Origin of the sequence: Nesterenkonia halotolerans, assembly GCF_014874065.1 — a bacterium.
In the GTDB taxonomy this organism is placed as follows: domain Bacteria; phylum Actinomycetota; class Actinomycetes; order Actinomycetales; family Micrococcaceae; genus Nesterenkonia; species Nesterenkonia halotolerans.
Genome location: NZ_JADBEE010000002.1, coordinates 432951 through 454565, shown reverse-complemented (window position 1 = coordinate 454565; position 21615 = coordinate 432951). Strand labels below are relative to the sequence as shown.

The following is a 21615-nucleotide window of genomic DNA, read 5'->3' as shown; positions in this document are numbered from 1 at the left end:
GCACAGGGAAACACCCCCGGCGCCGAGCGCTGTGTGCCGGACAGATGACCGGTGATCACTCACGCGCGAGTCACCCGGCGGATTCGCAGGTTTCGACCTTAGCCTGGGCGCACGTGTCAGCTCTACGGATGGATGGGACGGCCATGCGACGCTTTGTAGTGACATTCGACACCTCCGATGCTGAGGTGCTGGAGCGAGAGGCGCCGGGTCTGCTCAGCGCCCAGGGTTTCTCCACCGACGTGTACTTTCCCCGGCTCGGGGTCGGCGTGGTGGACGGGGACCCCGAGGAACTGGAAGCTTTCAGCGGAATGTGCCGAGAACGACGTCGGCCGATGAGCTATACCCCCGAGCTCACCTACTACGCCCTCACCACCCCGCCGAACGCGGGTCCCAGTGCGTCTGACCCCAGTGCAGGGCCGGTGGAGGCTGTCGCCCGGAGCGCGGCAGACAGCGCCGAGCTGACCTGGGGGCTGCAGGCGATCCAGATCCGCCGGGCCCAGGACAGCGGACAGACCGGCGGCGGGATGCGGCTGGCCGTGCTGGACACGGGGTTCGACGCTTCCCACCCTGACTTCGCGGGGCGCAGCGTGACGCTGGAGTCCTTCATCGCCGGTGAGGGTCCCGAGGATGTTCATGGTCACGGCACCCACTGCATCGGCACCGCCTGCGGCCCGTGGGTGGCGCAGAGCGGACCCGGGTACGGAGTGGCCGCCGGGGTGGAGGTCTTCTCCGGCAAGGTGCTGGGCAAGGACGGGTCCGGCTCCGACACCTCCATCCTCGCTGGGATCGACTGGGCGCTGCAGAACGGCTGCCAGGTGATCTCCATGTCCTTAGGCGCCGATGTGCGTGAGGTCCATCCGCCGTATGTGACAGCGGGCCGGCGAGCGTTGGAGCAGGGCTCGCTGCTCGTCGCCGCGGCGGGGAACAATGCCGGGCGCGCCGCCGGGGATCCCGGGTTCGTGGGGGCACCGGCGAACAGTCCCTTCGTGATGGCCGTGGCCGCGGTGGATTCTGCGCTGCAGGTCGCTGACTTCTCCGCCCGGTCACTCCCCCACGATGGCGGGGAGGTGGACATCGCGGCTCCCGGGGTGGACATCTACTCCTCCTGGCCCCGCCCGGAGCTGTTCCGCAGCATCAGCGGCACCTCCATGGCCACCCCGCATGTCTCCGGGATCGCGGCAGTGCTGGCCGGCGCGACCGGACTGCGCGGCCAGGAGCTCTGGGATGAGCTGATCCGCACGGCGCTTCCGCTCGAGGGCTTGGAGGTGGCCGACGTGGGGGCCGGGCTGGCCACGATCCCTGCGCTGGGAACCGCAGAACCCGTGCCACCGGGGCTGGGAGACGGCCGACCGGAGGGAACACGATCATGACCACGCAGCACTGGATCATCACCGTGGACGATGAACACCTCGAGACCATGGATGAGGTCGTCTCCGAACTCAAAGCCTCAGGGCTGGTCATCGACAAGGTGCTGCGCAGCCTGGGCCAGATCACCGGTCACACGGAGGACGTTGCTGGGGCGGCGGGTCCGGATGCCGCGCCCAGCGTGCAGTCCGACGGCGCGGGCGCGGACTCCGAGCTCAAGCGTCCCCAGGCGCAGGACCTCGCGGCGGTGCCTGGTGTTGCTTCAGCAGACAGTTCCCGGCGTCACCGGGTCGCCCCGCCCGACGCCGAAGTTCAGTGATCTGGCGGGAGGCGCCACGAGGTGCGGGCTGCGCGCTGCACCGTGACGCCTCATCTCGTGGCGCGAAAATGGGTGGCGAGCTGCGCGCCGATGACGTTGACGTCGATGAAGGCGCCCGTGCGAGCTCCCGCGACGCGCTTGATCCTCCTGGGCCAGAGAACCTGGATCCCGCGGGTGCGCAGGTGACCGCCAAGCGGCCACTCGGCACCCTCGAAGCACAGCACCCCGGTGACGGGCACGGTGGGAGCCACCTCGCGCACCAGCTCCACCTGTCTGAGTGACTGCTCCACCAGTGAGGTGCAGTCCCTTCCGCGCACGGTGAGCTTCTCCACCAGCGGCGTGAAGAAGCCTCCGTTGCGTCGTATCTCCACTTTGCCGGTGTACTTCTTGGCATCGATGACCCAAACTCCGCTGGGCACCACCAGAATATGGTCGATATTGGCGCGAGAACCAGGGATCTTCCGGTCGTGCAGCACCAGGCCGCCGAGCTCCCAGGCGACTCGATCCAGGCGCGCCCCGATGCGACGTTCCCCTTCGGCCCCTAGGGCCCAGGCGGTGGTGCTCTGCTTCTCCTGGCTCAGGGCCACCGCGATGCCGCCGAAGCGACCCCATTTCTGCCGGGTGCGCGCCTCGTCGCGCGCCTTGCGCCGCTCATATTCTCGCTGGGCACCGAGACCTGCCCGGCCACGCTCGATAGGTGATGGTTCTGGTGATGGAGGCTCTGTTGCGGTTTGAGGTGGCGGCGGCAAGGCACGTGACGCGGGAGACGGCGCCCCCTCAGCGGTCAATGGCTCCTCCCACTGCTGCCCGGAAGCACAGTCGAGGCACCTGACCTTCTTGAGGCCCTTGTCATAGAGCGCCTCCACCCGCTGCGGCAGCTGGCGCCCGCAGAGATGACACACGCCGGCGTAGCGCAGACGCATCCGCTTCACACCCGAGAAGCCCGTACCACCGTGCATCTCGTCTATGACGGGACCTCCTGCGACTTCCAGCGAGTGCGCGCGGTCCAGAGGACGGATCCCGCAAATCCTGCCACGAAGATCGCGATGAGCGGCACAGCCAGTGCATCACCCAGGAGAAACCCTTCACGCAGGTTCAGGGTCAGGCCTGCGGCGGCCAGGAAAAACAGTGAGCGCAACATGTCTGTCATGGCGACTCCCCTTTTCTTCTCGTCCGCAGATGGTCTCCCCTGGAGCAACGATCTACTGCCGGGTGTAGGACTCCCACTTGCGGGCCTGGTGCTCGGCGTCGATGATCCGGACGGTGCCGGACTTCGAGCGCATGACCATCGACTGGGTGGTGACCTTGTCGCCCTGGTAGCGCACGCCGCGCAGCAGGTCGCCGTCGGTGATGCCGGTGGCGGCGAAGTAGCAGTTGTCGCTGGTGACGAGTTCCTCGGTGGTGAGGATCCTGCTGACGTCATGGCCGGCGTCGAGCGCCTTCTGCGCCTCGTCGTCGTCCACGGGGGCGAGCCGGCCCTGAATCACTCCGCCCACGGCCTTGATGGCGCAGGCGGTGATGATGCCCTCCGGGGTGCCTCCGACGCCCATCAGGACATCTACGCCGGAGCCCTCGCGGGCGGCTGCGATGCCGCCGGCCACGTCGCCGTCCATGATGAAGCGCACGCGGGCGCCGGCCTCGCGGATCTCGTCGACGAGCTTGGAGTGGCGCGGACGGTCCAGCACGCAGACGTTGACCTGGCTGATCCGCTTGTTCTTGGCCTTCGCGATCAGATGCAGATTCTGCTTGACCGGCAGCCGCAGGTCCACCAGGTCGGCGGCCTCGGGTCCGGTGACGAGCTTGTCCATGTAGAAGACGGCGGAGGGGTCGAACATGGTGCCGCGCTCGGCCACGGCGAGGACTGCGAGCGCGTTGTTGTAGCCCAGGGCAGTCAGTCGTGTGCCGTCGATGGGATCCACCGCGACATCGGCCTCGGGTCCGGTGCCGTTGCCGACCCGCTCCCCGTTGAAGAGCATCGGCGCTTCGTCCTTCTCACCCTCACCGATCACCACGATCCCGTTGAGGTTGACGGTGTCCAGCAGGGAGCGCATGGCATCCACTGCGGCCCCGTCTGCGGTGAGCTTGTCCCCCATGCCCACCCAGGCGCCGCCTGCGATCGCTGCGGCCTCGGTCACGCGCACCAGCTCCATGGCCAGGTGGCGGTCCGGCTCGGAGTCACCCACGGCGAGTCGAGCAGAGAGGTGTGAGAAGTCCTGGGACGACCCGTCGTCGGAGCGCGTATCGCGGGGCTGCGAAGAATCGTTCATGGGCTAAGGCCACCTTGTCGTCTCGGCTTATGGCCAGCATCGTCGCCGACCCTGCAACGATCATAACCTCGCACCCGCCTGCCATGTCCGTCGAGGGTGCGCCTGGCATGTCCCTCGACGGTGCGACAATGGGAGGGTGACCGAGCAAGAAGAGACCCCCACCCCGCAGCTGACCGAGTCCCAGGCCAAGCGGATGAATCAGCCGCTCATCGGCATCGTCATCACCGTGGCGGTGACCCTGCTGGGCGTTTTCGCGGTCATGGGGCTCCGGCCGGAGCAGGACGTCAGCTTCACTCCCGATGAGAACGTCACCGAGGCCGCCGCCTGGACCAACGATGTGACCGACTACGCGGCCATCGCTCCCGAGGTCCCCGAGGGGTGGAGCGCGAACTACGCCCGCTGGGAGAACCGCGCGGAGCTCGGCGTCACCGCCTGGGAGGTGGGCTACTCCATCGACGAGGCGAGCTTCCTGAGCTTCTCGCAGACCGATGAGCCCAATCCCGCCTGGGTCAACGAAGAGACCCGTCAGGGCGGCACCACCGGGGAAGAGACGATCGCGGGCCTGCGCTTCGAGGTCCGCGAGTCCGAGGACCGCCGGTATTACGTGCTAGAGGCCGAGGAGAACACCATCGACGGCACCGCGATCGTGCTGGGCGGCACCGCCACGGAGGAGCAGTTCGAGACCTTCCTCGAGGCCGTCACCGAGGCCATTGATGTAGAAGTAGAGGCAGACGAGCCAGTGGACGACAACGGAGGAGCTGCAGAATGACCGCAAAGACGACAGCGGCGCAGCCGCTTCCTGCTGAGATCTGGGAGCGGCTCAAGTCCGGCAATGAGCGCTTCGTCTCCGGTGAGTCGCAGCATCCCAACCAGGACGCCGCACGCCGGAACTCGCTCACCGAGTCCCAGCATCCCATTGCTGCCATCTTCGGCTGCTCAGACTCCCGTCTCGCCGCGGAGATCATCTTCGACGTCGGGCTGGGCGATATCTTCGTGGTCCGCACCGCAGGTCAGGTCACCGACGACGCCGTGCTCGGCTCCCTGGAATTCAGCGTCTCCGAGCTGAAGGTTCCCCTGATCGTGGTGCTCGGCCATGACTCCTGCGGCGCGGTCACCGCGGCGGTGCAGGCCACCGAATCCGGAGTCACCCCGACCGGGTTCGTGCGCAGTCTCGTCGAACGGATCACACCCTCGGTGCTCGCCGCCCAGCGCGCCGGCATCACCGGGGTGAACGAGACGGTGGAAGAACATGTGAAGCAGACCGCGCACCGGATCGTGGACCACTCACGGGTGCTCCACGACGCCGTGGCAGAGGGCCGCACGGCCGTCATGGGTGTCACCTACCGACTCTCCGAGGGCCGCGCCGACGTGGTCACCTCCATCGGCGAGGTCTGAGCCCTCCACAGCCACACACGCCCATTCCCTGATCCGCAGATCAGCCCTAGGGTGGGGGCGTGATTGCGTTCATCGTCGAGCTGCTCGTCTCAGGCTCACTCACCCAGGGGCTGGCCGGCCTGATGCTGCTGCTGGGCGGGCTGGTCTTCGCCGTGTGCGCCCTCGCGCTGAGCTTCAATGACCTGCGTGAACACCGGCTCCCAAATCGGATCATCTACCCCTGGGCGGGGATCACGCTGGGCCTGCTGATCATCACGGCCCTGCTGCTCGGCGAGCCGTTCGCCGCCCTGCGCGCCCTCACGGCGGCTTTCGTCTGGGGCGCCTCGTTTCTGATCGTGCAGATGATCAGTCCCCGGGCGCTGGGCATGGGCGATGTGAAGCTCGCCGTCGTGCTCGGGCTGTACACAGGGTTCCTGGGCTGGGCCACGGTGGTGGCCGCCGTCGTCCTGTCGTTCCTCTTCGGTGGACTCGTCTCTGCGGGACTGCTGATCTCCGGTCGGGCGACCGCCAAGACAGCCGTCGCCTTCGGACCGTTCCTGCTGCTCGGCACGGCCGTGGCGTTGACGGTGAGCGGCGGCGTCTCGCTAGGGTGAATCCATGCCCACCCCAGACTTCATCCAAGATCTGCGCGAACACATCGGCACCCGCGAGCTCTGGGTCCCGGCCACTCGCGGCGTCGTGATCCGCCGGCCAGACCCCAAGGCGGACCAGACTGAGCACCCAGCCCAGACGGACCACGCGGAGCCGGAGGTGCTGCTCGTGCGCCGGGCCGACAACGGCGCCTGGACGGTCACCTCGGGAATCCTGGATCCGGGCGAGGATCCCGCCGTCGGCGCCGCCCGTGAGGTCCAGGAAGAGACCGGGGTGATCGCCCGCGCCGTGCGGGTCGCGGGAGTCTTCGCCACGCACCTTGTGCGCTACCCCAACGGTGACGCCTGCCGATACCTCGACACCGTGCTGGAGATGGAGCCGCTCTCGGGGGAGGCGCGGGTCAATGACGAGGAATCGGTGGAGGTGGGCTGGTTCCCGATCTCAGAGCTGCCCGAGCCGATCAGCGAGGACCAGCGCATGGTGATCGAGTGGGCGCTGGACACCGGAGCCCCGGCCCGATTCCGCAGCTGAGACCAGAAATCCCGGGGGCTGAGGTCTCCGGTGGATGCGGAACCACCGGAAACCTCAACCACCCGGGACCAGGTGGAGCAGAGAGTGCGTTCTAGCCGGGGCGGGTCATGCTCATCAGGTCGAGGGACTCGTCGAGCTGCGCCTCGGTGAGGTCACCGCGTTCGATGTAGCCCAGTTCGACGACGGCGTCGCGCACCGTGAGCTTGTTCTTCACCGCGTGCTTGGCGATCTCCGCAGCGGCCTCGTAGCCGATGTGCTTGTTCAGCGGGGTGACCACCGAAGGGGAGGCTGCGGCGAGGAACGCGGCGCGCTCCTCATTGGCGGTCAGGCCCTTGATCATCTTGTCCGCCATGACATAGCTGGTGTTCTTCAGCAGCCGGATGGACTCCAGCAGGTTCGCTGCCATCACCGGGATGCCCACATTGAGCTCGAAAGCACCATTGGTGGAGGACAGCGCCACCGTGGTGTCGTTGCCGATCACCTGAGCGCAGACCTGGATGGCCGACTCGCAGATCACCGGGTTGACCTTGCCGGGCATGATCGAGGAGCCGGGCTGGAGATCCGGCAGCGAGATCTCCCCGAGGCCGGTGTTCGGGCCCGAGCCCATCCAGCGCAGATCGTTATTGATCTTCATCAGCGAGTAGGCGATGTTGCGCAGCTGACCGGAGGCCTCCACGAGTCCGTCGCGGTTGGCCTGAGCCTCGAAGTGGTCACGAGCCTCAGTGAGCGGCAGCCCGGTGTCGGAGGCCAGGTTGGCGATGGCCTTCTCGGCGAAGCCCTGCGGGGTGTTGATGCCGGTGCCCACGGCGGTGCCGCCCAGGGGAACCTCGGCCACGCGCGGCAGAGCAGACTCGATGCGCTCGACGCCGTAGCGGACCTGTGCGGCGTAACCGCCGAACTCCTGACCCAGGGTCACCGGGGTGGCGTCCATGAGGTGGGTGCGCCCGGACTTCACCACCGTGGCGAACTCCTTCGACTTGGTCTCCAGCGCCTCGGCCAGGTATGCCAGCGCGGGCTGCAGATCATTGACCAGTGCGGAGGTGGCGGCCACGTGCACCGAGGTGGGGAAGACGTCATTGGAGGACTGCGAGGCGTTGACGTGATCGTTCGGGTGGACTTCCTTGTCCGAGCCCTTCTCCGCCAGGTAGCGGTTCGCCAGCGTGGCCAGCACCTCGTTGGTGTTCATGTTCGAGGAGGTGCCGGAACCGGTCTGGAAGACGTCGATCGGGAAGTGCTCGTCCAGATCGCCGGTCTCCACCTGCTCAGCGGCATGGACGATCGCATCGGCGAGCTCGCCATCGAGCACCCCGAGCTCCTTGTTCGCGAGCGCGGCGGCCTTCTTCACCCGCGCCAGGGCTTCGATGTGAGCGCGCTCCAGGGTGCGTCCCGAGATCGGGAAGTTCTCCACGGCGCGCTGGGTCTGAGCGCGGTACAACGCCTGGGCAGGCACCTTTACCTCGCCCATGGTGTCGCGCTCGATACGGTATTCGGTCTCAGCTGTGTTCTCGGTCATGGGCCCAGTCTAATAACTGGATCCCGCGAACGTGCCAGCCGGCTCCGAGGCAGGACATACGGGTCAGCAGCCGCCGGTCCGCTGACTCGACCAGGGGACCTGGATCAGCGGACGAGGAATTCGATCAGTCCGCGATTGAACTCATCCGGGTGACTGACGTTCACCCCATGGGGCGCCCCCTCGATGAGGACCAGCTCGGCATCACGCAGCGACTCGTGGGTGCGGCGGCCGGACCCTTCGAAGGGCACCACGGCGTCGGAGTCTCCGTGGAGGATCAGCGCGGGCACCGTCACGGACTCGAGATCGGACCGGAAATCGGTGCGCGCCCAGGCGTCCATCGCCCCCAGCGCTGCCCGCTGATCCGCCTGACGCGCCAGCGCGAGGACCTCAGCGTGCTCACCCTCACTGACCATCAGCTCCCCCTGTGCCGAGAGGAAGTTGGTGACGAACTGGTCGTAGAAGCTCTCCGGGTCCTGTTCCAGACCATCGCGCATCTGCTGGAAGGTCTCTTCATCCAGCGGGCCGTCGGGATTCTGCTCGGACTGCATCAGCGCCGGCGGGACCGCGGAGGCGAAGACCACCGAGTGCAGGCGCTGCATTCCATGGCGGCTGGCGTAGCGCGCGACCTCCCCGCCGCCCATCGAGAATCCGACCAGGGTGGCGTCCTCAAGGTCCAGATCCTCCAGGACGCTGCGCAGGTCATCGGCGAAGGCGTCATAGTCATAGCCGGACTCGGGCGTGGCCGAACCACCGAAGCCGCGACGGTCGTAGGTGACCACGTGGAATCCTGCGGCGATCAGGACATCGACCTGCGCGTCCCAGGACTCAGAGGTCAGTGGCCACCCATGGATGAGCACCACCGGACGACCCTCGCCGCCGTGGTCCTCGATGTGGAGATGCACCTCGTTCGAGGACTCCACGGTGTACTTCGACGGCACAGCATTCTCGGCAGGTTCAGAGGTATCGGACATCTCGGGTTCCTCCACAGCGTCGGGGCGGGGTTCGCTCAGCTTGGTTCATTCGGCTCTGTGGATCAACCCATCGGAAGACTTTTCCGCGACCTCGAGCGGCAGTCACACTCCCAGCCTCAGTAGCATGGGGGTATGCGCAGATTTTTCCGGGAGCCCGCGGCCAGCACGGAGATCAGCGAGGGCTCCGGGGATTCCTGGGGTTCACTGAGCCGAGACCTCAAGTCCACGTTCGGGCGGACCTTTCTCCCCGTGGTGGTGCCCCTGGCCGGCATGTGGGCCTTCTTCGTGGCCTCGTTCTTCACCGGAAACTGGATCAACCGTGCGCTCGGACTCCAGGCCCGTGAGGCCGATGGCCTGCTCGGCATCCTGTTCATGCCGCTGCTCCATGGCAGCCTGGGCCACATCCTGAGCAACACCATGTCCTGGCTGGTGCTCGGCGGGATGCTCTCGCTGCTGACGCGGCACTTCGTGAAGATCACCACGCTGATCTGGCTGCTCTCCGGGGTGCTGCTCTGGGTCGGCGGCACTCCCTGGGTCTGCCATGCACCGCAGGGCTTCGACTGCGGCGGGCTGCACATCGGAGCCTCGGCGGTGATCTACGGCTTCGCGACCTTCCTGGTCGCCTACGGCTTCATCACGCGACGGATCCTCGCAGTGGTCTTCTCGCTGGCGGTGCTGTTCCTCTACGGGCTCAGCATGCTCGTCGGAATGACCCCGATCAGCGCTGGCGGGGTGTCCTGGGCGGGTCACCTGGCCGGAGCGGTGGCCGGCGTCGTCGTCGCGCTGCTCTTCACCAGACAGGCCCGCGCCGAGCGGGCCGCGCGCACCGCCTCCAGATAGCGACGGCGCGCGCGGCCCGATCAGTGTGGGTTCACCTCATGGGTGCGTCCAGCAGTCTGCGCTCAGGCGTCTTCGAGCAGCTCCGTGACCAGTGCGGCGATTCGGGAGCGCTCGGAGCGGGTCAGCGTCACGTGCCCGAAGAGCGGGTTGCCCTTAAGGATCTCCACCACGGCGGCGATCCCGTCATGGCGGCCCACCCGCAGATTGTCGCGCTGGGCGACGTCGTGGGTGAGCACGATCTTCGAGTTCTGTCCCATGCGGGACATCACCGTGAGCAGGACGTTCTTCTCCAGCGACTGGGCCTCGTCCACGATCACCCAGGCGTCGTGCAGCGATCGCCCGCGGATATGGGTCAGCGGCAGCACCTCGAGCAGCCCGCGGTGCATGATCTCCTCCAGCGCGTTCTGCGAGACCAGCGCGCCGAGGGTGTCGTAGACCGCCTGGCCCCAGGGATTCATCTTCTCCGACTCGGATCCGGGCAGGTAGCCCAGTTCCTGGCCACCCACGGCGTAGAGCGGGCGGAACACGATGATCTTCTTGTGCTCCCCGCGTTCGAGCACAGCTTCGAGCCCGGCGCAGAGGGCGAGCGCGGACTTCCCCGTTCCCGCTCGGCCTCCCATCGAGACGATGCCCAGCTCCGGGTCCATCAGCATGTCGATGGCCAGGCGCTGCTCCGCGGAGCGGCCATGCAGCCCGAAGATGTCCCGGTCCCCCCGCACCACCTGCACGTACTTGCGTGAGGGGCCGTGCTGACGCACCCGTCCGAGCGCGGAGCCGCGACCGGAGGAGATCACCAGCCCGGTGTTGACCGGGAGTTCCTCGGCATCTTCGAGGTCGATCTTCTCGCCCTCATAGAGCGCGTTGACCTGTTCCTCGGTGGCGGTCACCTCGGCGAGGCCGGTCCACCCGGAATCGGTGACCCACTCATTGCGGTACTCATCGGCCGCCAGACCCATGGCTGAGGCCTTGACTCGCATGGGCAGATCTTTGGAGACCACGGTGACATCGCGGCCCTCATCGGCGAAGTTCTTCGCCACGGCGAGGATCCGGGCATCGTTGTCGGCTCCGCGGAAGCCGGCGGGCAGCACGTCCAGGGAGATGTGATTGAGCTCCACGAGCAACTCGCCTCCCTCCTCGTTGAGGGGGATGGGACGGTTCAGCGCCCCGTGTCTGACCCGGAGCTCATCGAGGAGCCGCAGCGCGGAGCGCGCGAAATAGCCCAGCTCCGCATCGTGACGCTTGTGCTCCAGCTCAGAGATCACGACGACGGGGAGGATCACCTCATGTTCGGCGAAGCGCAGGAAGGCCTTGGGGTCCGAGAGCAGCACCGAAGTGTCGAGCACATAGGACTTTTGGGCGACTTCTCCGGCCACGGCCGAATCCAGCTCGCCGGCGCCGAGGGAATCTGGGGTGGTGGGGGTCAGGTGCGAGGAGGCCACGGTTTCTCCATACCCGGGAACGCAAAAGGTCCCGTCCGCGTGCCGTGCTGCACCTGTCGGCGCATCGGACTCGCGGCGGAACCTTGTCGTGTTCCCGTATCTATTCTCAGGGTGTGGTCGGTTCGGCCCTGTGGGGCCGGTCCGACCCCTTCCACGTGATGCCTGGGGCATACGCTATCGGGCCTCTCCGGTCAGTGTTCTGACACTTCGAAGAGTACTCCGCGTTCGAATCACACGGGGGTAATTCGAATGACTTTCTTGTGACGATCCGGTTAATCCTGCTCCCCGGTTCGTCCCGCTGGACGAGCGGCCCGTCAGTTTCCGAAGCGCCGTTGCCGCTGAGCGTAGTCGCGCAGGGCACGGATGAAGTCCACCCGGCGAAAATCGGGCCAGAGGGCCTCGCAGAAGTAGAACTCCGAATAGGCCGACTGCCACATGAGGAAGCCGGAGAGGCGCTGCTCTCCGGAGGTGCGGATGATCAGGTCGGGGTCAGGCTGTCCGCGGGTGTAGAGCCAATCGGCGATGGACCCGGGAGTCAGGTCCTCGGCCACCTCACTGATGCTGCGTCCATGGGACTCGGCATCGCGCAGCAGCTCCTTGACCGCGTCGACGATCTCCTGCCGTCCGCCGTAGCCCACCGCCACGTTGACATGCACGGCTGGCTCCTCACAGGCGCGCGCAAGCTCCTCATCCACGCTGCGCAGCCGGGCGGCGAGCGGCTCCGGAAGCAGCTCGGGCTGCCCGACCGGGTGCACCCGCACGGGCCGGCCGCCGGGGCGGGATTCACAGAGCCGCTCCAGGGTGTCGGCGATGATGTCCATGAGCGTCTCCAGCTCATCGGCGGAGCGGCTCATGTTGTCCGTGGAGAGCATGTAGAGCGTCACAGTGGGGACACCGAGCTCGGCGCACCAGTCGATGAACTCGACGATCTTATTGGCACCCGCCAGGTGCCCGTCTGCCGTGGGGGTGCCGGCCAGCTTGGCCCAGCGTCGATTGCCGTCCACCACCACGCCGATGTGCTTGGGGATCCGGTCCTTGGGCAGGGCACGGCTGATCTGCCGTTCATAGACGGCGTAGGCGATGTCTCGCAACCCCATGGAGCCTCCTGCAGTGTTGACGCGTTTCCCACCCTAAGGGACTCCCGCCCGATCCGTATCGGACGGCTTGGACGGGCGTGCGCGACGTGCACCACACCCCGTCATCCCCATTACTCCCCTGTCGCGGCCCCGCCTAGACTCGTGCCGTGGCCACCAGTGAGCAAGACACCAAGCACCCCGCCCTCGACGCCGTCCAAGAGGGCCCCGGCAGCGCCTCCTTCAGCTCGGAACGAGCGAAGCCGAGACTGCGGGGCCGGCTGCACGCGGGCATGGTGCCCGTGGTCCTGGTCGCCGGGATCGTGCTGATCGTGCTGACGCCCGCGGGCGTGCTGCGGGCCGCCGCCGTGGTCTACGTGATCACCGGGCTGATGATGTTCGTGGTCTCCGCCGTCTACCACGTGGGGAACTGGTCGAAGCGGACCGGCATGAGGCTCAAGCGGTGGGACCACACGAACATCATGCTGATCATCGCCGGCACCTACACCCCGCTGACGCTGGCGCTGCTCCCCGAGCCCAAGGACACCATCCTGCTGGTCTCGGTCTGGATCGGGGCTCTGCTCGGGGCGGCATTCCGCATCTTCTGGACCACCGCTCCGCGCTGGCTCTACACCCCGAGCTACGTGATCCTCGGCCTCGCCGCTCTGGTCTTCATCGGGGACTTCTACGCCGCCGATCCGGTGGCGGCGACGCTGATCGTCGTGGGCGGCGCCGCCTACATCATCGGCGCGGTCTTCTACGCACTCAAGCGCCCGAACATCTCCCCCGAGTGGTTCGGCTTCCACGAGCTGTTCCATGCCTGCACCCTGATCGGGTTCATCTGCCACTTCATCGCGATCGCGCTGGCTCTGCTGCGCTGAGCCGAGCTGTGGATGGCGGGCGAGCGCCGCGCTGAAACCGGCGACGTCCCTGCACTGACCCGACCACGAGCGCCGCTGCTCAGCGCAGACCCTCCAGCACCTCCTGCAGCGAGTCCACCGGTGGCAGGCAGACCATCGATCCGACGGCATTGAGGCAGACACTCAGTCGCAGCGCCGCTCCGGGCTCCACCAGCTTCGCATCCACCGGCTCCACCGGCACCCCGTAGAGCGCCCCGGCGCGGCGCACCTCCGCGAGGTCCTGGGCCGTCCCGCCGAGGAACCGGAAGGCAGGGGACTTTCTCGCCGAGCGCCGCGCGACCAGCATCGAGGCCCCGATCACCGTGGGGGCCTTCGCGGCGGCGAGCTTCACATGCTGCAGGATCTGCTCCGGCCGGAGATCCTCGGCACTGAGCAGCTCCAGCGCCTCGGCCATCTGCAGCGCCTGGGCCAGAGCCGCGACGCTGCTGGGTTCGGGCCCGTCCAGGGGCGTGGCGAACAGCGGGCCGTGCTGGGCCGCGGCGAGCAGGCCGTCATCGTCGGCGCTCTCCAGCAGCTGCAGCTCCCCGTCCTGCTCCCGGACGAAGGTCTTGAGCATCATGCGCAGAACGGCCGCGCCCCGATCGCGCCAGTCCCCCGCGTCCTGCGCCGGACCCGCTGCCCCGTCCTGCGCGCCGGTCTGCGGGTCGGTCTCCGCCCCGGCGGAGCTGAGCTGGAAGCAGGCCACGGCGAGATGCGCGTGGTCGGAGAGTCCGCCCAGCTCATCGCCGCGACGCCCGGCGTAGGAGATCCGGTGCACGCGGGCGGCGCCGTCGTCGTCGTCGTCGAGGGTCACGTGGGTCTGCCAGAGCCGCTGCGCCAACGCCTGGGCATCGTCGAGCAGCGCCTCATCGGCCCACAGGGCGGCGGCCACCGCCAGCGAGCTGATGGTCTGCGCGTTCCATGCGGCGACCACCTTCTCATCGCGGGCAGGCTGATGCCGCTCCGCACGACGACGGCGCAGCTCCGGCAGAGCGCGATCCCAGAGCGTGGCCTGAGCTTCGGTCAGCGGCGCATCGAAGTGCAGGGTGCGTGGGGTCTCCGGGGTCACGTGCAGCGGGGCGCCGGTGGTGGCGCCATGTTCATCCGCGGGGACGCCGCGGTTCAGCACGAGGAGCTGCTCGACTTCGGTCTCGTTCAGCCCGGCGGCGAGCGCGACCTGGTGCAGCTCGGTGTCGGCGAACAGATAGGTGGCCCCCTCGGCGTGGTGGCCCGTCTCGTCGACGGTGTCCGCATCGAGGGAGGAAGCGAGCAGACCGGAGTCCTCCAGCAGCATGCGGCGGGTCAGCCAGTCGATGCTCATCCGGGCCTGACGTGCCGCTCGCTCACGCTGCTCGGCGTCGGCTGCCGGGTGCACGCTCAGCCGTGCGCTGTGCCCGAGCAGCTGGGCATTGTCATAGAGCATCTTCTCGAAGTGTGGCAGCGCCCAGGCCAGGTCGGTGGCATAGCGGGCGAAACCGCCTTCCACCTGGTCAAACAGAGCGGACCGGCTCAGCGCTTCCAGAGTGCGGATGGCCAGCCCCGCCGCCGGCGAGGCTCGGTCCCAGGCGGCCTCCTCGAGCAGGAAGCCCAGCAGCGGGGAGGGCGGGAACTTCGGCGCGGAGCCGAAGCCCCCGTGGACGGTGTCCTCCTGCTCGGCGAGCAGGGCCAGCGCCTGGGTGACCAGCTCCTCGACCTCGGCGGCGTCCATGAGCGGCGCGACTGCGGCGTCTCCGGTCGAGGCCGAGGAGGCGGCGTCGTCGTCCTGCCGAGTGTGGACGGTGGTGGCGAGACCAGCCTGCTGGCGACGCTGGGCTCCGAGCGAGGCGGCGATCTGCTCCGCGGAGGTCTCCACCTCCTCGCGGCGCTGTGTCCAGGCGGAATGCACAGCGTCCAGGACCTCCGCGAAGGAGGGCACCTGCCCGAACCTGCGCGGAGGGAAGTAGGTGCCGGCGTGGAAGACCCGCCCGTCGGGGAGCGTGAAGACGCTCATCGGCCAGCCGCCCTGACCGGTCATCGCCTGGGTGGCGGCCATGTAGGTGTCATCGACGTCGGGATGTTCCTCGCGGTCCACCTTGATCGCGACGAACCGCTCATTCAGCGCCGCGGCGAGCGCGGCGTCCTCGAAGGACTCCCGTGCCATCACGTGACACCAGTGGCACGCGGCGTAGCCGATCGAGACGAAGACCGGAACATCGCGACGGCGGGCCTCGGCGAAGGCCTCTGCTCCCCAGGGGAACCAGTCCACAGGATTGTCCGCGTGTGAGCGGAGGTAGAGCGAAGAGCTGTCAGCGAGGCGGTGTCCCATCCGCCAAGTCTCGCGCACCCGCCCCCGGAGCGTCGACACCTTGCGTTGGCAACCCACGTTCCCACCCACCCGTTGAGCGGCGGAAATTAAGGGCTTCAGGGGCCTGGATCCCACTCAGCTGGTCGTAGAATCCGCCGCTCAACGGTGGGGGGTGAGCTCCAGGGTCGGGATCCCTTCGGGCTCGAACCCGAGGATCTGGCCGTAGAAGCTCAGCGCGGCCTCGAAGCTGGTGATGATGTTCTGCGCCTGACGGAATCCGTGCTGCTCGCCGGCGAAGAGCAGATACGCATGCGGGATGGACTTCGCTGCCAGGGCGTCGCGGAACATCTCGGCCTGATTCGGCGGGACGATCGGGTCCTCGTCACCCTGGAGCAGCAGCACGGGCGTCTGCAGCGAGTCCACGTGGTTCAGCGGCGCCCGTTCACGGTAGATCTCCGCTGCCTCGGGATAGGGTCCGACGAGCCCATCCAGGTACCTGGACTCGAAGTCGTGGGTGTCCTGAGCGAGGGCCACCAGGTCCGCGACGCCGTAGCTCGAGACCCCCGCGGCGAAGGTCGTGGTCCGAGTCAGGCAGGCGAGCGTGGTCCACCCGCCGGCGCTGCCGCCTTCGATCGCCAGACGTGAGCCGTCGGCGATGCGCTGGGCCACCAGGTGCTCCATCACCGCGACGGTGTCGGCGACGTCCACCACTCCCCACTGGCCCTGGAGCCGGTCCCGGTAGGCGCGGCCGAAGCCGGTGGAGCCGCCGTAATTGATGTCCACCACCCCGATCCCCCGCGAGGTGTAGTAGGCGATCGCCAACGAGAGCCCGACCGCCGCCTGCCCGGTGGGGCCTCCATGGACCTGGGCGATGTAGGGCGGCAGCTCACCCTCCGGCGCGGAGAACCCTTCTTGCCGCGGCCGGTAGAGCACTGCCTGGATCTGCTGCCCGGTCGCGTCGGTGACCGTGATCGGCTCCGGGGTGGGCAGCAGGCGTGGGTCGGGGGCATCACTGCGTGAAGAGCGGACGACGCCGGGGCGGTCCACCCGCCAGTGCCCGTGCGTCATGGTGAGCCGTCCCACCGTGATCGCAGGGAATTCGGTGGTGGAGGAGCCATAGATCGCCAGTGCACCATCGGCGCGCAGCGCCACCCCGGCGAGGGTCGTGTGCGGCAGATCCAGCGGCGCCACCGTGCCGGTGACCAGATCCAGCACGCCCAGCGAATCGGTGGCTGTGCCGTAGAGGGTGAGCGCATGGTCGGCGTCGATGAGGGTCAGCCAGGTCTCGCCGAGCTGCCACAGCGGCCCCGCATACTCCTGCTCGTCGCGGAGCAGCTGGCGGGGCTCCTCCGTGACCGCGGTCCCCACATGCCCCGACCCGTCGCTGAGCCCCTCGGGGGCCAGCGTCACCGTCCAGGGGTTCCACCACCCGGAGCGGTCGCTGAGGTAGACCAGCTCCCCTGACCGCCTCCACTCGGGCTGCAGCACCGAGACCTGGGTGCCACCATCGAGCACCCGCTCGTTGACCACCATGCCTGCGGCGATATGCCCGACATGCAGCTGGGTCCCGTCCCACGGCATCTGCGGGTGCTCCCAGGAGATCCACGCCAGCTGAGTCCCGTCCGGAGAGAGCCGCGGGTGTGCGACGAAACGCGAGGCAGGTGTGATCTTGCGGATTGCAAGCTCGTCCTCGGCGGCAGAGCCGTCCAACGGCACAGAAGCGATATAGCGCTCGATCTTCGGGGCCCCGTCAGCGTCTTCCCCGCCGACATGCTCCTCACACACCCACCAGACTTCCCGGACGCCGTCCGTGAGGGTGACCTCGGTCGGCTGTGCCCAGCGGAGAGCGGGTCCTTCTACCTCCGCCACTGCGTCGGAGGCGGGACTGATCGGCTGCGGCTGCTCGCCTTCGGTGAAGGCATAGATCCGCTGGTCGGTGAAGTTCACGAACAACACCAGCGGTTCCGCGGCGGCAGCTGGGGCAGCCTCTCCCGCGGCGGCGTCGGTGGAAGCGCCGAGCGTCAGCGCGATCCAGGAGGAGCCGCCGTACTCGTGGACGCGGGATCGGGCGTTGAAGGGCGCAGGCAGCACGTTGACAGTGTCTGGTCTGCCGGCGGCCGGTCCATGCTCAACCTGGCTGGTCTGCGCGGGGTCAGTGGTCGTGCGCACGATCGTCTGGCGACCGCCCTCCGCGGCGAGCGCCTCGCTCCACCAGAGCTGCTCGCCCACCCACTGCGGAGCTCCGAGCCGGTTTCCTCCGACAGCGAGCTGCTCGGCGGAGATGCTTGAGGGCCAGGAACCATAGGGCAGCGTCGTCACCATGAGGCCAGTCTAAGACACCTCACCCCCGCGTTGAGGGGCGGAATCTCCGGGCAGTCGGGGGCTGGATCCCACTCAACTGCTCGGAGAATCCGCCGCTCAGCGGGGTGTGAAGGCGCCGCTCAGCGAGAGGGAGGGGTCTGCTCCGGGTCGGTGTCCGTGGTGGCGGGAGCGGGGTCGGCGACGGGGGTCGGGCCGAAGCGGGCCTCGGCCGCCGCCACACGGGAACGCTGCTGGGCCGCGGAGATCTCCGCCTCGGTGATCTCGCCCGGGAACTCGGGCTCTTCCCCGGCGGCCTCGTCTTCGAGCTCGGCGCGGTACTTCATCCGACGCGTGCGCTTGGCCAGATCGCGGACCACCACGATGAGCAGCACGACCACCAGGGCGGTGAAGAGGAAGCCTTCGATGCCCGGGGTGATGTCCTGCTCGTTGAGCCCGGGGCGCAGTTCGGGGGCGTCGCCACCGCCGCCACCTGGGCTCACGCTGCTCAGCACCGGAAGTAGATTCACTGGTGTCTCTGCCTCTTAAATGTCGTCAGTCTTGCGGACCGGGCTGTTGGAGCAGCCGCCGACGGCGACCGCTCGGCTCAGTCTACGCCGTGTAGAAATCACCGGAGAAACTCTGCCAGCCCGCAACAGCGGCTCAGCGCAGTCCGCTGAAGATGTCATGCTCTGGAAGCTCGGTCTCCACCTTCGACTCCACCAGCACGTAGTCGTCGTAGGGATAGACCTTGCGCAGGAAGTCATTGGGGGTCGCGAAGAAGAAGCCATCGGGTTCGACCTGGGTGCGGTGGGCCCGCAGTGCCCGGTCGCGGTGCTCCAGGAACGTGCCCACCGGGACCTTCGTGGTGACCTCATGCTCGGTCATCCACGAGATCGACCCGTCGCGGAACGCCCGCAGTCGCTCTTCATAGGGCGACTCATAGCCGGCCTCGAGCAGGGCGTTGTGGATTGCTTCGAACCGCCCGGGGTTGAACGCTCGGTCGTAGTAGAGCTTCTGCGGCGTCCAGGCCTCGCCGAGATCCCGGTACCGCGTGGGGTCGCCGGCTGCGTGGTAGGCCTCGACGGTGATCTTGTGGCTCATGATGTGGTCCGGATGGGGGTAGCCGCCAACCTCGTCGTAGGAGAGGATCACATGCGGGCGAAACTTCCGCACCAGGCGCACCAGCGGGGCCGATACCTGCTCCAGCGGGAGCGTGGCGAAGCTGCCGAAGGGAAGCGGGGGCGTCGGGTCCCCCTCCGGAAGCCCCGAGTCGGCGAAGCCGAGCCAGGTGTGCTCGATGTCCAGCGCCTCGGCCGCCTCGGCCATCTCCATCCGGCGCACTCCCGGGAGATCGCGGTGGCAGGCGTAGATCTCCCCCGCCGCAGGATTCAGAAGGCTCCCCTGCTCTCCCCCGGTGGCCGTGACCACCATGACCTCCGCGCCCGCAGCGACATAGGCGGCCATCATCGCGGCACCCTTGGAGGACTCGTCATCGGGGTGGGCATGGACGGCGAGCATCCGCAGACCGGTGGAATCCGGAAGACTCTGGGCTGCTGAACCGGCGGGTGATGCTTCCTGGGAGGACATCTTGGAGGCAGTGGGGTGTGAGCTCGACATAAGCACCTAGAATAGTCCCGATGACAGAGTCCAGCACCACCGAGGCCGCAGCCTCCGGCGACACGGGGACTTCTCCTGGCGTGGAGTCGCGGTATGGTGCGCCGAAGCGCCGGATCTCGGCGAAGTCCCAACGCTGGATGATCCTCGGAGCACTCCTGCTGGCCCTGGCGGCGATGATCTACTTCACTGTGGGCAACGCCATCGGTCAGATCACGCACACCGACGTCGGCTACACCATCGTCTCCGACACCGAAGCTGAAGTAGACTTCCAGGTGACGAAGGACTTCGACGCGACTGTGCAGTGCATGGTCCACGTGCTCGACAACAGCTACGCCGTTGTCGGTGCAGACATCGTCACCCTCGGCCCGCAGGACGGGTCGAACCCAGAAGATCGCAGTCAGTACTACAGCACTGATGTGCGGACAGAGTCCCGCGGAGTCACCGGAGTGGTGGATTCCTGCTGGGACGCTGACTAGCTCCTGCATCTTCAGCATCACCCAAAGAGCTCTAGCAGACGGGCTCCATTCACCCCGTAAGGGGCGTGCCCCGTGAAACCTGACTCCTTGTTCTTTCGACTCCGCGGCGTGATCGCGCTCGTGCTTCTGCTCTGTTTCGTGGCCGCCTTCGTGCTCAGCGCCTGCGGTCCCGCCTACGAGGTGCCCGCCGGTGAAGTCCGCAGCGCCTCGGTGATCGCAGCACCCTCCACCAAGCCGGCGCTGGACCAGCTCGACTCCACCTTGCAGGAGCGCAACAGCACCCTCTCCGCCGAGGTCGAGTACCTGGACACCGAGGCGATGGTGGAGCGGATCGACGCCGCTCCGCAGGCCGATGTCGTGCTGACCGCTTCTCGAGAACAGATGCAGGACCTTGAACGCGAGGGACACATCTCCGGGGATCCGCTGCCGCTGGCGAGCAATCGTCTGGTGCTGGTGGCGACCGCGGAGAACCCGCAGAACATCCTGCACTTTGACGACTTCGCTGAGCGCGTCGCTGACCTGCGGGTGAGCACCTGCGCCGCGGATGCTCCCTGCACCACACAGGTGGCTGACCTCGTCAACGCCTACGAGCTTGATCTGGGCGCGAGCGATGCGACGCTGGCGCGGGCGAGCACCACCGACGGGCCGCAGACCCCGCAGACCCCGCTGACCGATCTCGGTGCCGGACGCAGCGACGCCGCCCTGGCCTATGTCACTGATGCACTGGCGCAGGACACGCCGCTGCAGACCTTCGAGGTCCCCGCCTCGGAGCGCAGCACCGCCGAGGTCTGGGCAGGGGTGCTGGAGAAGCCGCAGGATGACGCTGCGGCCGAAGACTTCTTCGAGGTGCTGGCGGGAGAGGATGCGCGTTCCGCGTTCAGCGAAGCGGGCTTCCTTCCGCCTCCTTCCGCGGAAATGGGAGCCAGCTCCCACTGAACTGTACGGTCCTGATTGTGAATCCGGAGCGGCCCCACTACCATGTGTGGAACGCAACAACACCCCGCCGAGGCTGGTTCCGGACTTAGGGCCGGAGCACCATGCCGTCCCCCGGCGGGGTCTTTGCATGAAAAGGAGAGATGAACCGTGTCAACGCACAGCCCCGAGATCGACGAGAATGCCCAGTGGCTCACCCAGGAGGCCTACGACCGGCTGAAGGGCGAGCTTGCGCACCTCAGCGGACCCGGCCGTCAGGAGATCGTTGACCGCATCGAGTCCGCCCGCGAAGAGGGCGACCTCAAGGAGAACGGCGGCTACCACGCCGCCAAGGAGGAGCAGGGCAAGGCCGAGGCTCGCATCCGCTACCTCAGCGATCTGCTCGAGAACGCCTATGTGGGCGACGCCCCCACCGGCGACACCGTGGTGCCCGGAATGCTGGTCGAGGCCAAGATCGCCGGCAACACGATGAAGTTCCTCTTCGGCAACCGTGAGATCGCCGGAGACACCGACCTCGAGGTCTACTCCGAGCGCTCCCCCATCGGCGAGGCCATCAACGGCGCCAAGCCCGGAGACAAGCTCAGCTACTCCGCGCCCAACGGCAAGGACATCACCGTGGAGATCGTCTCCGCGGAGCCCTTCAAGGGCTGAACGCGCTTCTCGCTGCCTGAAGCCGGTCCTCAGGGACCCGCTTCAGGCCAGCATCAGCCCAGAACGACGACGGCGGCCCCTCTCAGGTGAGGGGCCGCCGTCGTCGTCTGTGGTGTGGTCAGGTGCTGAGCCGTCAAGCAGGTGCTGCGC

Annotated in this window: 22 protein-coding genes; 11 read left to right on the top strand and 11 right to left on the bottom strand. The window is 67.6% G+C overall.

Features of this window, described 5'->3' with window-relative positions; all coding sequences use genetic code 11:
- Window positions 1-143 precede the first annotated feature (143 nt).
- Entirely contained in the window at window positions 144-1370 is a 1227-nt protein-coding gene (locus tag H4W26_RS12345; RefSeq protein ID WP_225940014.1) for a S8 family serine peptidase, read from the top strand.
- Window positions 1367-1684 carry a hypothetical protein gene (locus H4W26_RS12340; RefSeq protein ID WP_192592503.1) on the top strand — a complete coding sequence of 106 codons (318 nt, stop codon included), beginning with the start codon at window positions 1367-1369 and terminating at the stop codon, window positions 1682-1684. Before H4W26_RS12345 ends, H4W26_RS12340 begins: the two co-directional genes overlap by 4 nt.
- 50 nt (window positions 1685-1734) lie before the next feature.
- Here H4W26_RS12340 and H4W26_RS12335 read toward each other — a convergent pair whose 3' ends face one another.
- Genes H4W26_RS12335 through glpX form a run of 3 tightly spaced genes read right to left on the bottom strand, consistent with a single transcriptional unit; the run spans window position 1735 to window position 3951 of the window.
- A complete protein-coding gene (locus H4W26_RS12335; protein WP_225940013.1) occupies window positions 1735-2643 on the bottom strand; it encodes a nuclease-related domain-containing protein in 909 nt (302 codons plus the stop codon).
- Window positions 2644-2648: 5 nt separating this feature from the next.
- Entirely contained in the window at window positions 2649-2834 is a 186-nt protein-coding gene (locus tag H4W26_RS12330; protein WP_192592502.1) for a hypothetical protein, read from the bottom strand.
- A 52-nt stretch (window positions 2835-2886) separates the two neighbouring features.
- Entirely contained in the window at window positions 2887-3951 is a 1065-nt protein-coding gene (gene glpX / locus H4W26_RS12325) for a class II fructose-bisphosphatase (protein ID WP_192592501.1), read from the bottom strand.
- 136 nt (window positions 3952-4087) lie between these two features.
- Here glpX and H4W26_RS12320 point away from each other — a divergent pair, with 136 nt between their 5' ends.
- The 4 genes from H4W26_RS12320 to H4W26_RS12305 are packed head-to-tail and all read left to right on the top strand — an operon-like array spanning window position 4088 to window position 6468.
- Window positions 4088-4720 (top strand): DUF4245 domain-containing protein, encoded by a 633-nt coding sequence (locus H4W26_RS12320; protein ID WP_192592500.1) that lies wholly within the window; start codon window positions 4088-4090, stop codon window positions 4718-4720.
- A complete protein-coding gene (locus H4W26_RS12315) occupies window positions 4717-5346 on the top strand; it encodes a carbonic anhydrase (protein ID WP_192592499.1) in 630 nt (209 codons plus the stop codon). Before H4W26_RS12320 ends, H4W26_RS12315 begins: the two co-directional genes overlap by 4 nt.
- A gap of 59 nt (window positions 5347-5405) precedes the next feature.
- Entirely contained in the window at window positions 5406-5939 is a 534-nt protein-coding gene (locus H4W26_RS12310; protein WP_192592498.1) for a prepilin peptidase, read from the top strand.
- Window positions 5940-5943: 4 nt separating this feature from the next.
- On the top strand, window positions 5944-6468 hold the full coding sequence (locus H4W26_RS12305) for an NUDIX hydrolase (protein WP_192592497.1): 525 nt from the start codon (window positions 5944-5946) through the stop codon (window positions 6466-6468).
- A gap of 91 nt (window positions 6469-6559) precedes the next feature.
- Here H4W26_RS12305 and H4W26_RS12300 read toward each other — a convergent pair whose 3' ends face one another.
- Both H4W26_RS12300 and H4W26_RS12295 read right to left on the bottom strand, forming a co-directional pair.
- The gene (locus tag H4W26_RS12300) at window positions 6560-7981 is read right to left on the bottom strand and encodes a class II fumarate hydratase (RefSeq protein ID WP_192592496.1); all 1422 of its coding nucleotides are present in this window, start codon (window positions 7979-7981) and stop codon (window positions 6560-6562) included.
- A gap of 104 nt (window positions 7982-8085) precedes the next feature.
- Window positions 8086-8952, bottom strand: a complete 867-nt coding sequence (locus H4W26_RS12295) for an alpha/beta fold hydrolase (protein ID WP_192592495.1) — start codon at window positions 8950-8952, stop codon at window positions 8086-8088.
- A gap of 132 nt (window positions 8953-9084) precedes the next feature.
- Here H4W26_RS12295 and H4W26_RS12290 point away from each other — a divergent pair, with 132 nt between their 5' ends.
- Window positions 9085-9792 carry a rhomboid family intramembrane serine protease gene (locus H4W26_RS12290; protein ID WP_192592494.1) on the top strand — a complete coding sequence of 236 codons (708 nt, stop codon included), beginning with the start codon at window positions 9085-9087 and terminating at the stop codon, window positions 9790-9792.
- Window positions 9793-9854: 62 nt separating this feature from the next.
- On the opposite strand, the gene H4W26_RS12285 is transcribed toward H4W26_RS12290, so the two are convergent.
- Both H4W26_RS12285 and uppS read right to left on the bottom strand, forming a co-directional pair.
- Window positions 9855-11177 (bottom strand): PhoH family protein, encoded by a 1323-nt coding sequence (locus tag H4W26_RS12285; protein WP_225940109.1) that lies wholly within the window; start codon window positions 11175-11177, stop codon window positions 9855-9857.
- Between the two features lie 368 nt (window positions 11178-11545).
- Window positions 11546-12328 carry a polyprenyl diphosphate synthase gene (uppS, locus tag H4W26_RS12280; RefSeq protein WP_192592493.1) on the bottom strand — a complete coding sequence of 261 codons (783 nt, stop codon included), beginning with the start codon at window positions 12326-12328 and terminating at the stop codon, window positions 11546-11548.
- 146 nt (window positions 12329-12474) lie between these two features.
- On the opposite strand from uppS, the gene trhA reads away from it, so the two are divergent.
- Window positions 12475-13185, top strand: coding sequence for a PAQR family membrane homeostasis protein TrhA (gene trhA / locus H4W26_RS12275; RefSeq protein ID WP_378625991.1), 711 nt, complete (start codon window positions 12475-12477; stop codon window positions 13183-13185).
- 79 nt (window positions 13186-13264) lie between these two features.
- On the opposite strand, the gene H4W26_RS12270 is transcribed toward trhA, so the two are convergent.
- The 4 genes from H4W26_RS12270 to mca all read right to left on the bottom strand — a co-directional run bounded on the left by H4W26_RS12270 (window position 13265) and on the right by mca (window position 19375).
- Window positions 13265-15508 (bottom strand): thioredoxin domain-containing protein, encoded by a 2244-nt coding sequence (locus tag H4W26_RS12270; protein WP_192592492.1) that lies wholly within the window; start codon window positions 15506-15508, stop codon window positions 13265-13267.
- Window positions 15509-15646: 138 nt separating this feature from the next.
- Window positions 15647-17809: a S9 family peptidase gene (locus tag H4W26_RS12265; protein ID WP_192592491.1), complete on the bottom strand. Its 2163-nt coding sequence runs from the start codon at window positions 17807-17809 to the stop codon at window positions 15647-15649.
- A 119-nt stretch (window positions 17810-17928) separates the two neighbouring features.
- Entirely contained in the window at window positions 17929-18315 is a 387-nt protein-coding gene (locus H4W26_RS12260) for a hypothetical protein (RefSeq protein ID WP_192592490.1), read from the bottom strand.
- A 133-nt stretch (window positions 18316-18448) separates the two neighbouring features.
- A complete protein-coding gene (gene mca / locus H4W26_RS12255; RefSeq protein ID WP_192592756.1) occupies window positions 18449-19375 on the bottom strand; it encodes a mycothiol conjugate amidase Mca in 927 nt (308 codons plus the stop codon).
- Between the two features lie 50 nt (window positions 19376-19425).
- Here mca and H4W26_RS12250 point away from each other — a divergent pair, with 50 nt between their 5' ends.
- The 3 genes from H4W26_RS12250 (at window position 19426) to greA (ending at window position 21465) form a co-directional block, all read left to right on the top strand.
- Window positions 19426-19881 (top strand): DUF4307 domain-containing protein, encoded by a 456-nt coding sequence (locus tag H4W26_RS12250; protein ID WP_192592489.1) that lies wholly within the window; start codon window positions 19426-19428, stop codon window positions 19879-19881.
- A 108-nt stretch (window positions 19882-19989) separates the two neighbouring features.
- Window positions 19990-20817: a molybdate ABC transporter substrate-binding protein gene (locus H4W26_RS12245; RefSeq protein WP_192592488.1), complete on the top strand. Its 828-nt coding sequence runs from the start codon at window positions 19990-19992 to the stop codon at window positions 20815-20817.
- Window positions 20818-20964: 147 nt separating this feature from the next.
- Complete coding sequence (greA, locus tag H4W26_RS12240; RefSeq protein ID WP_192592487.1) at window positions 20965-21465, top strand: transcription elongation factor GreA; 501 nt, start codon at window positions 20965-20967, stop codon at window positions 21463-21465.
- The last annotated feature ends 150 nt before the right edge of the window (window positions 21466-21615 follow it).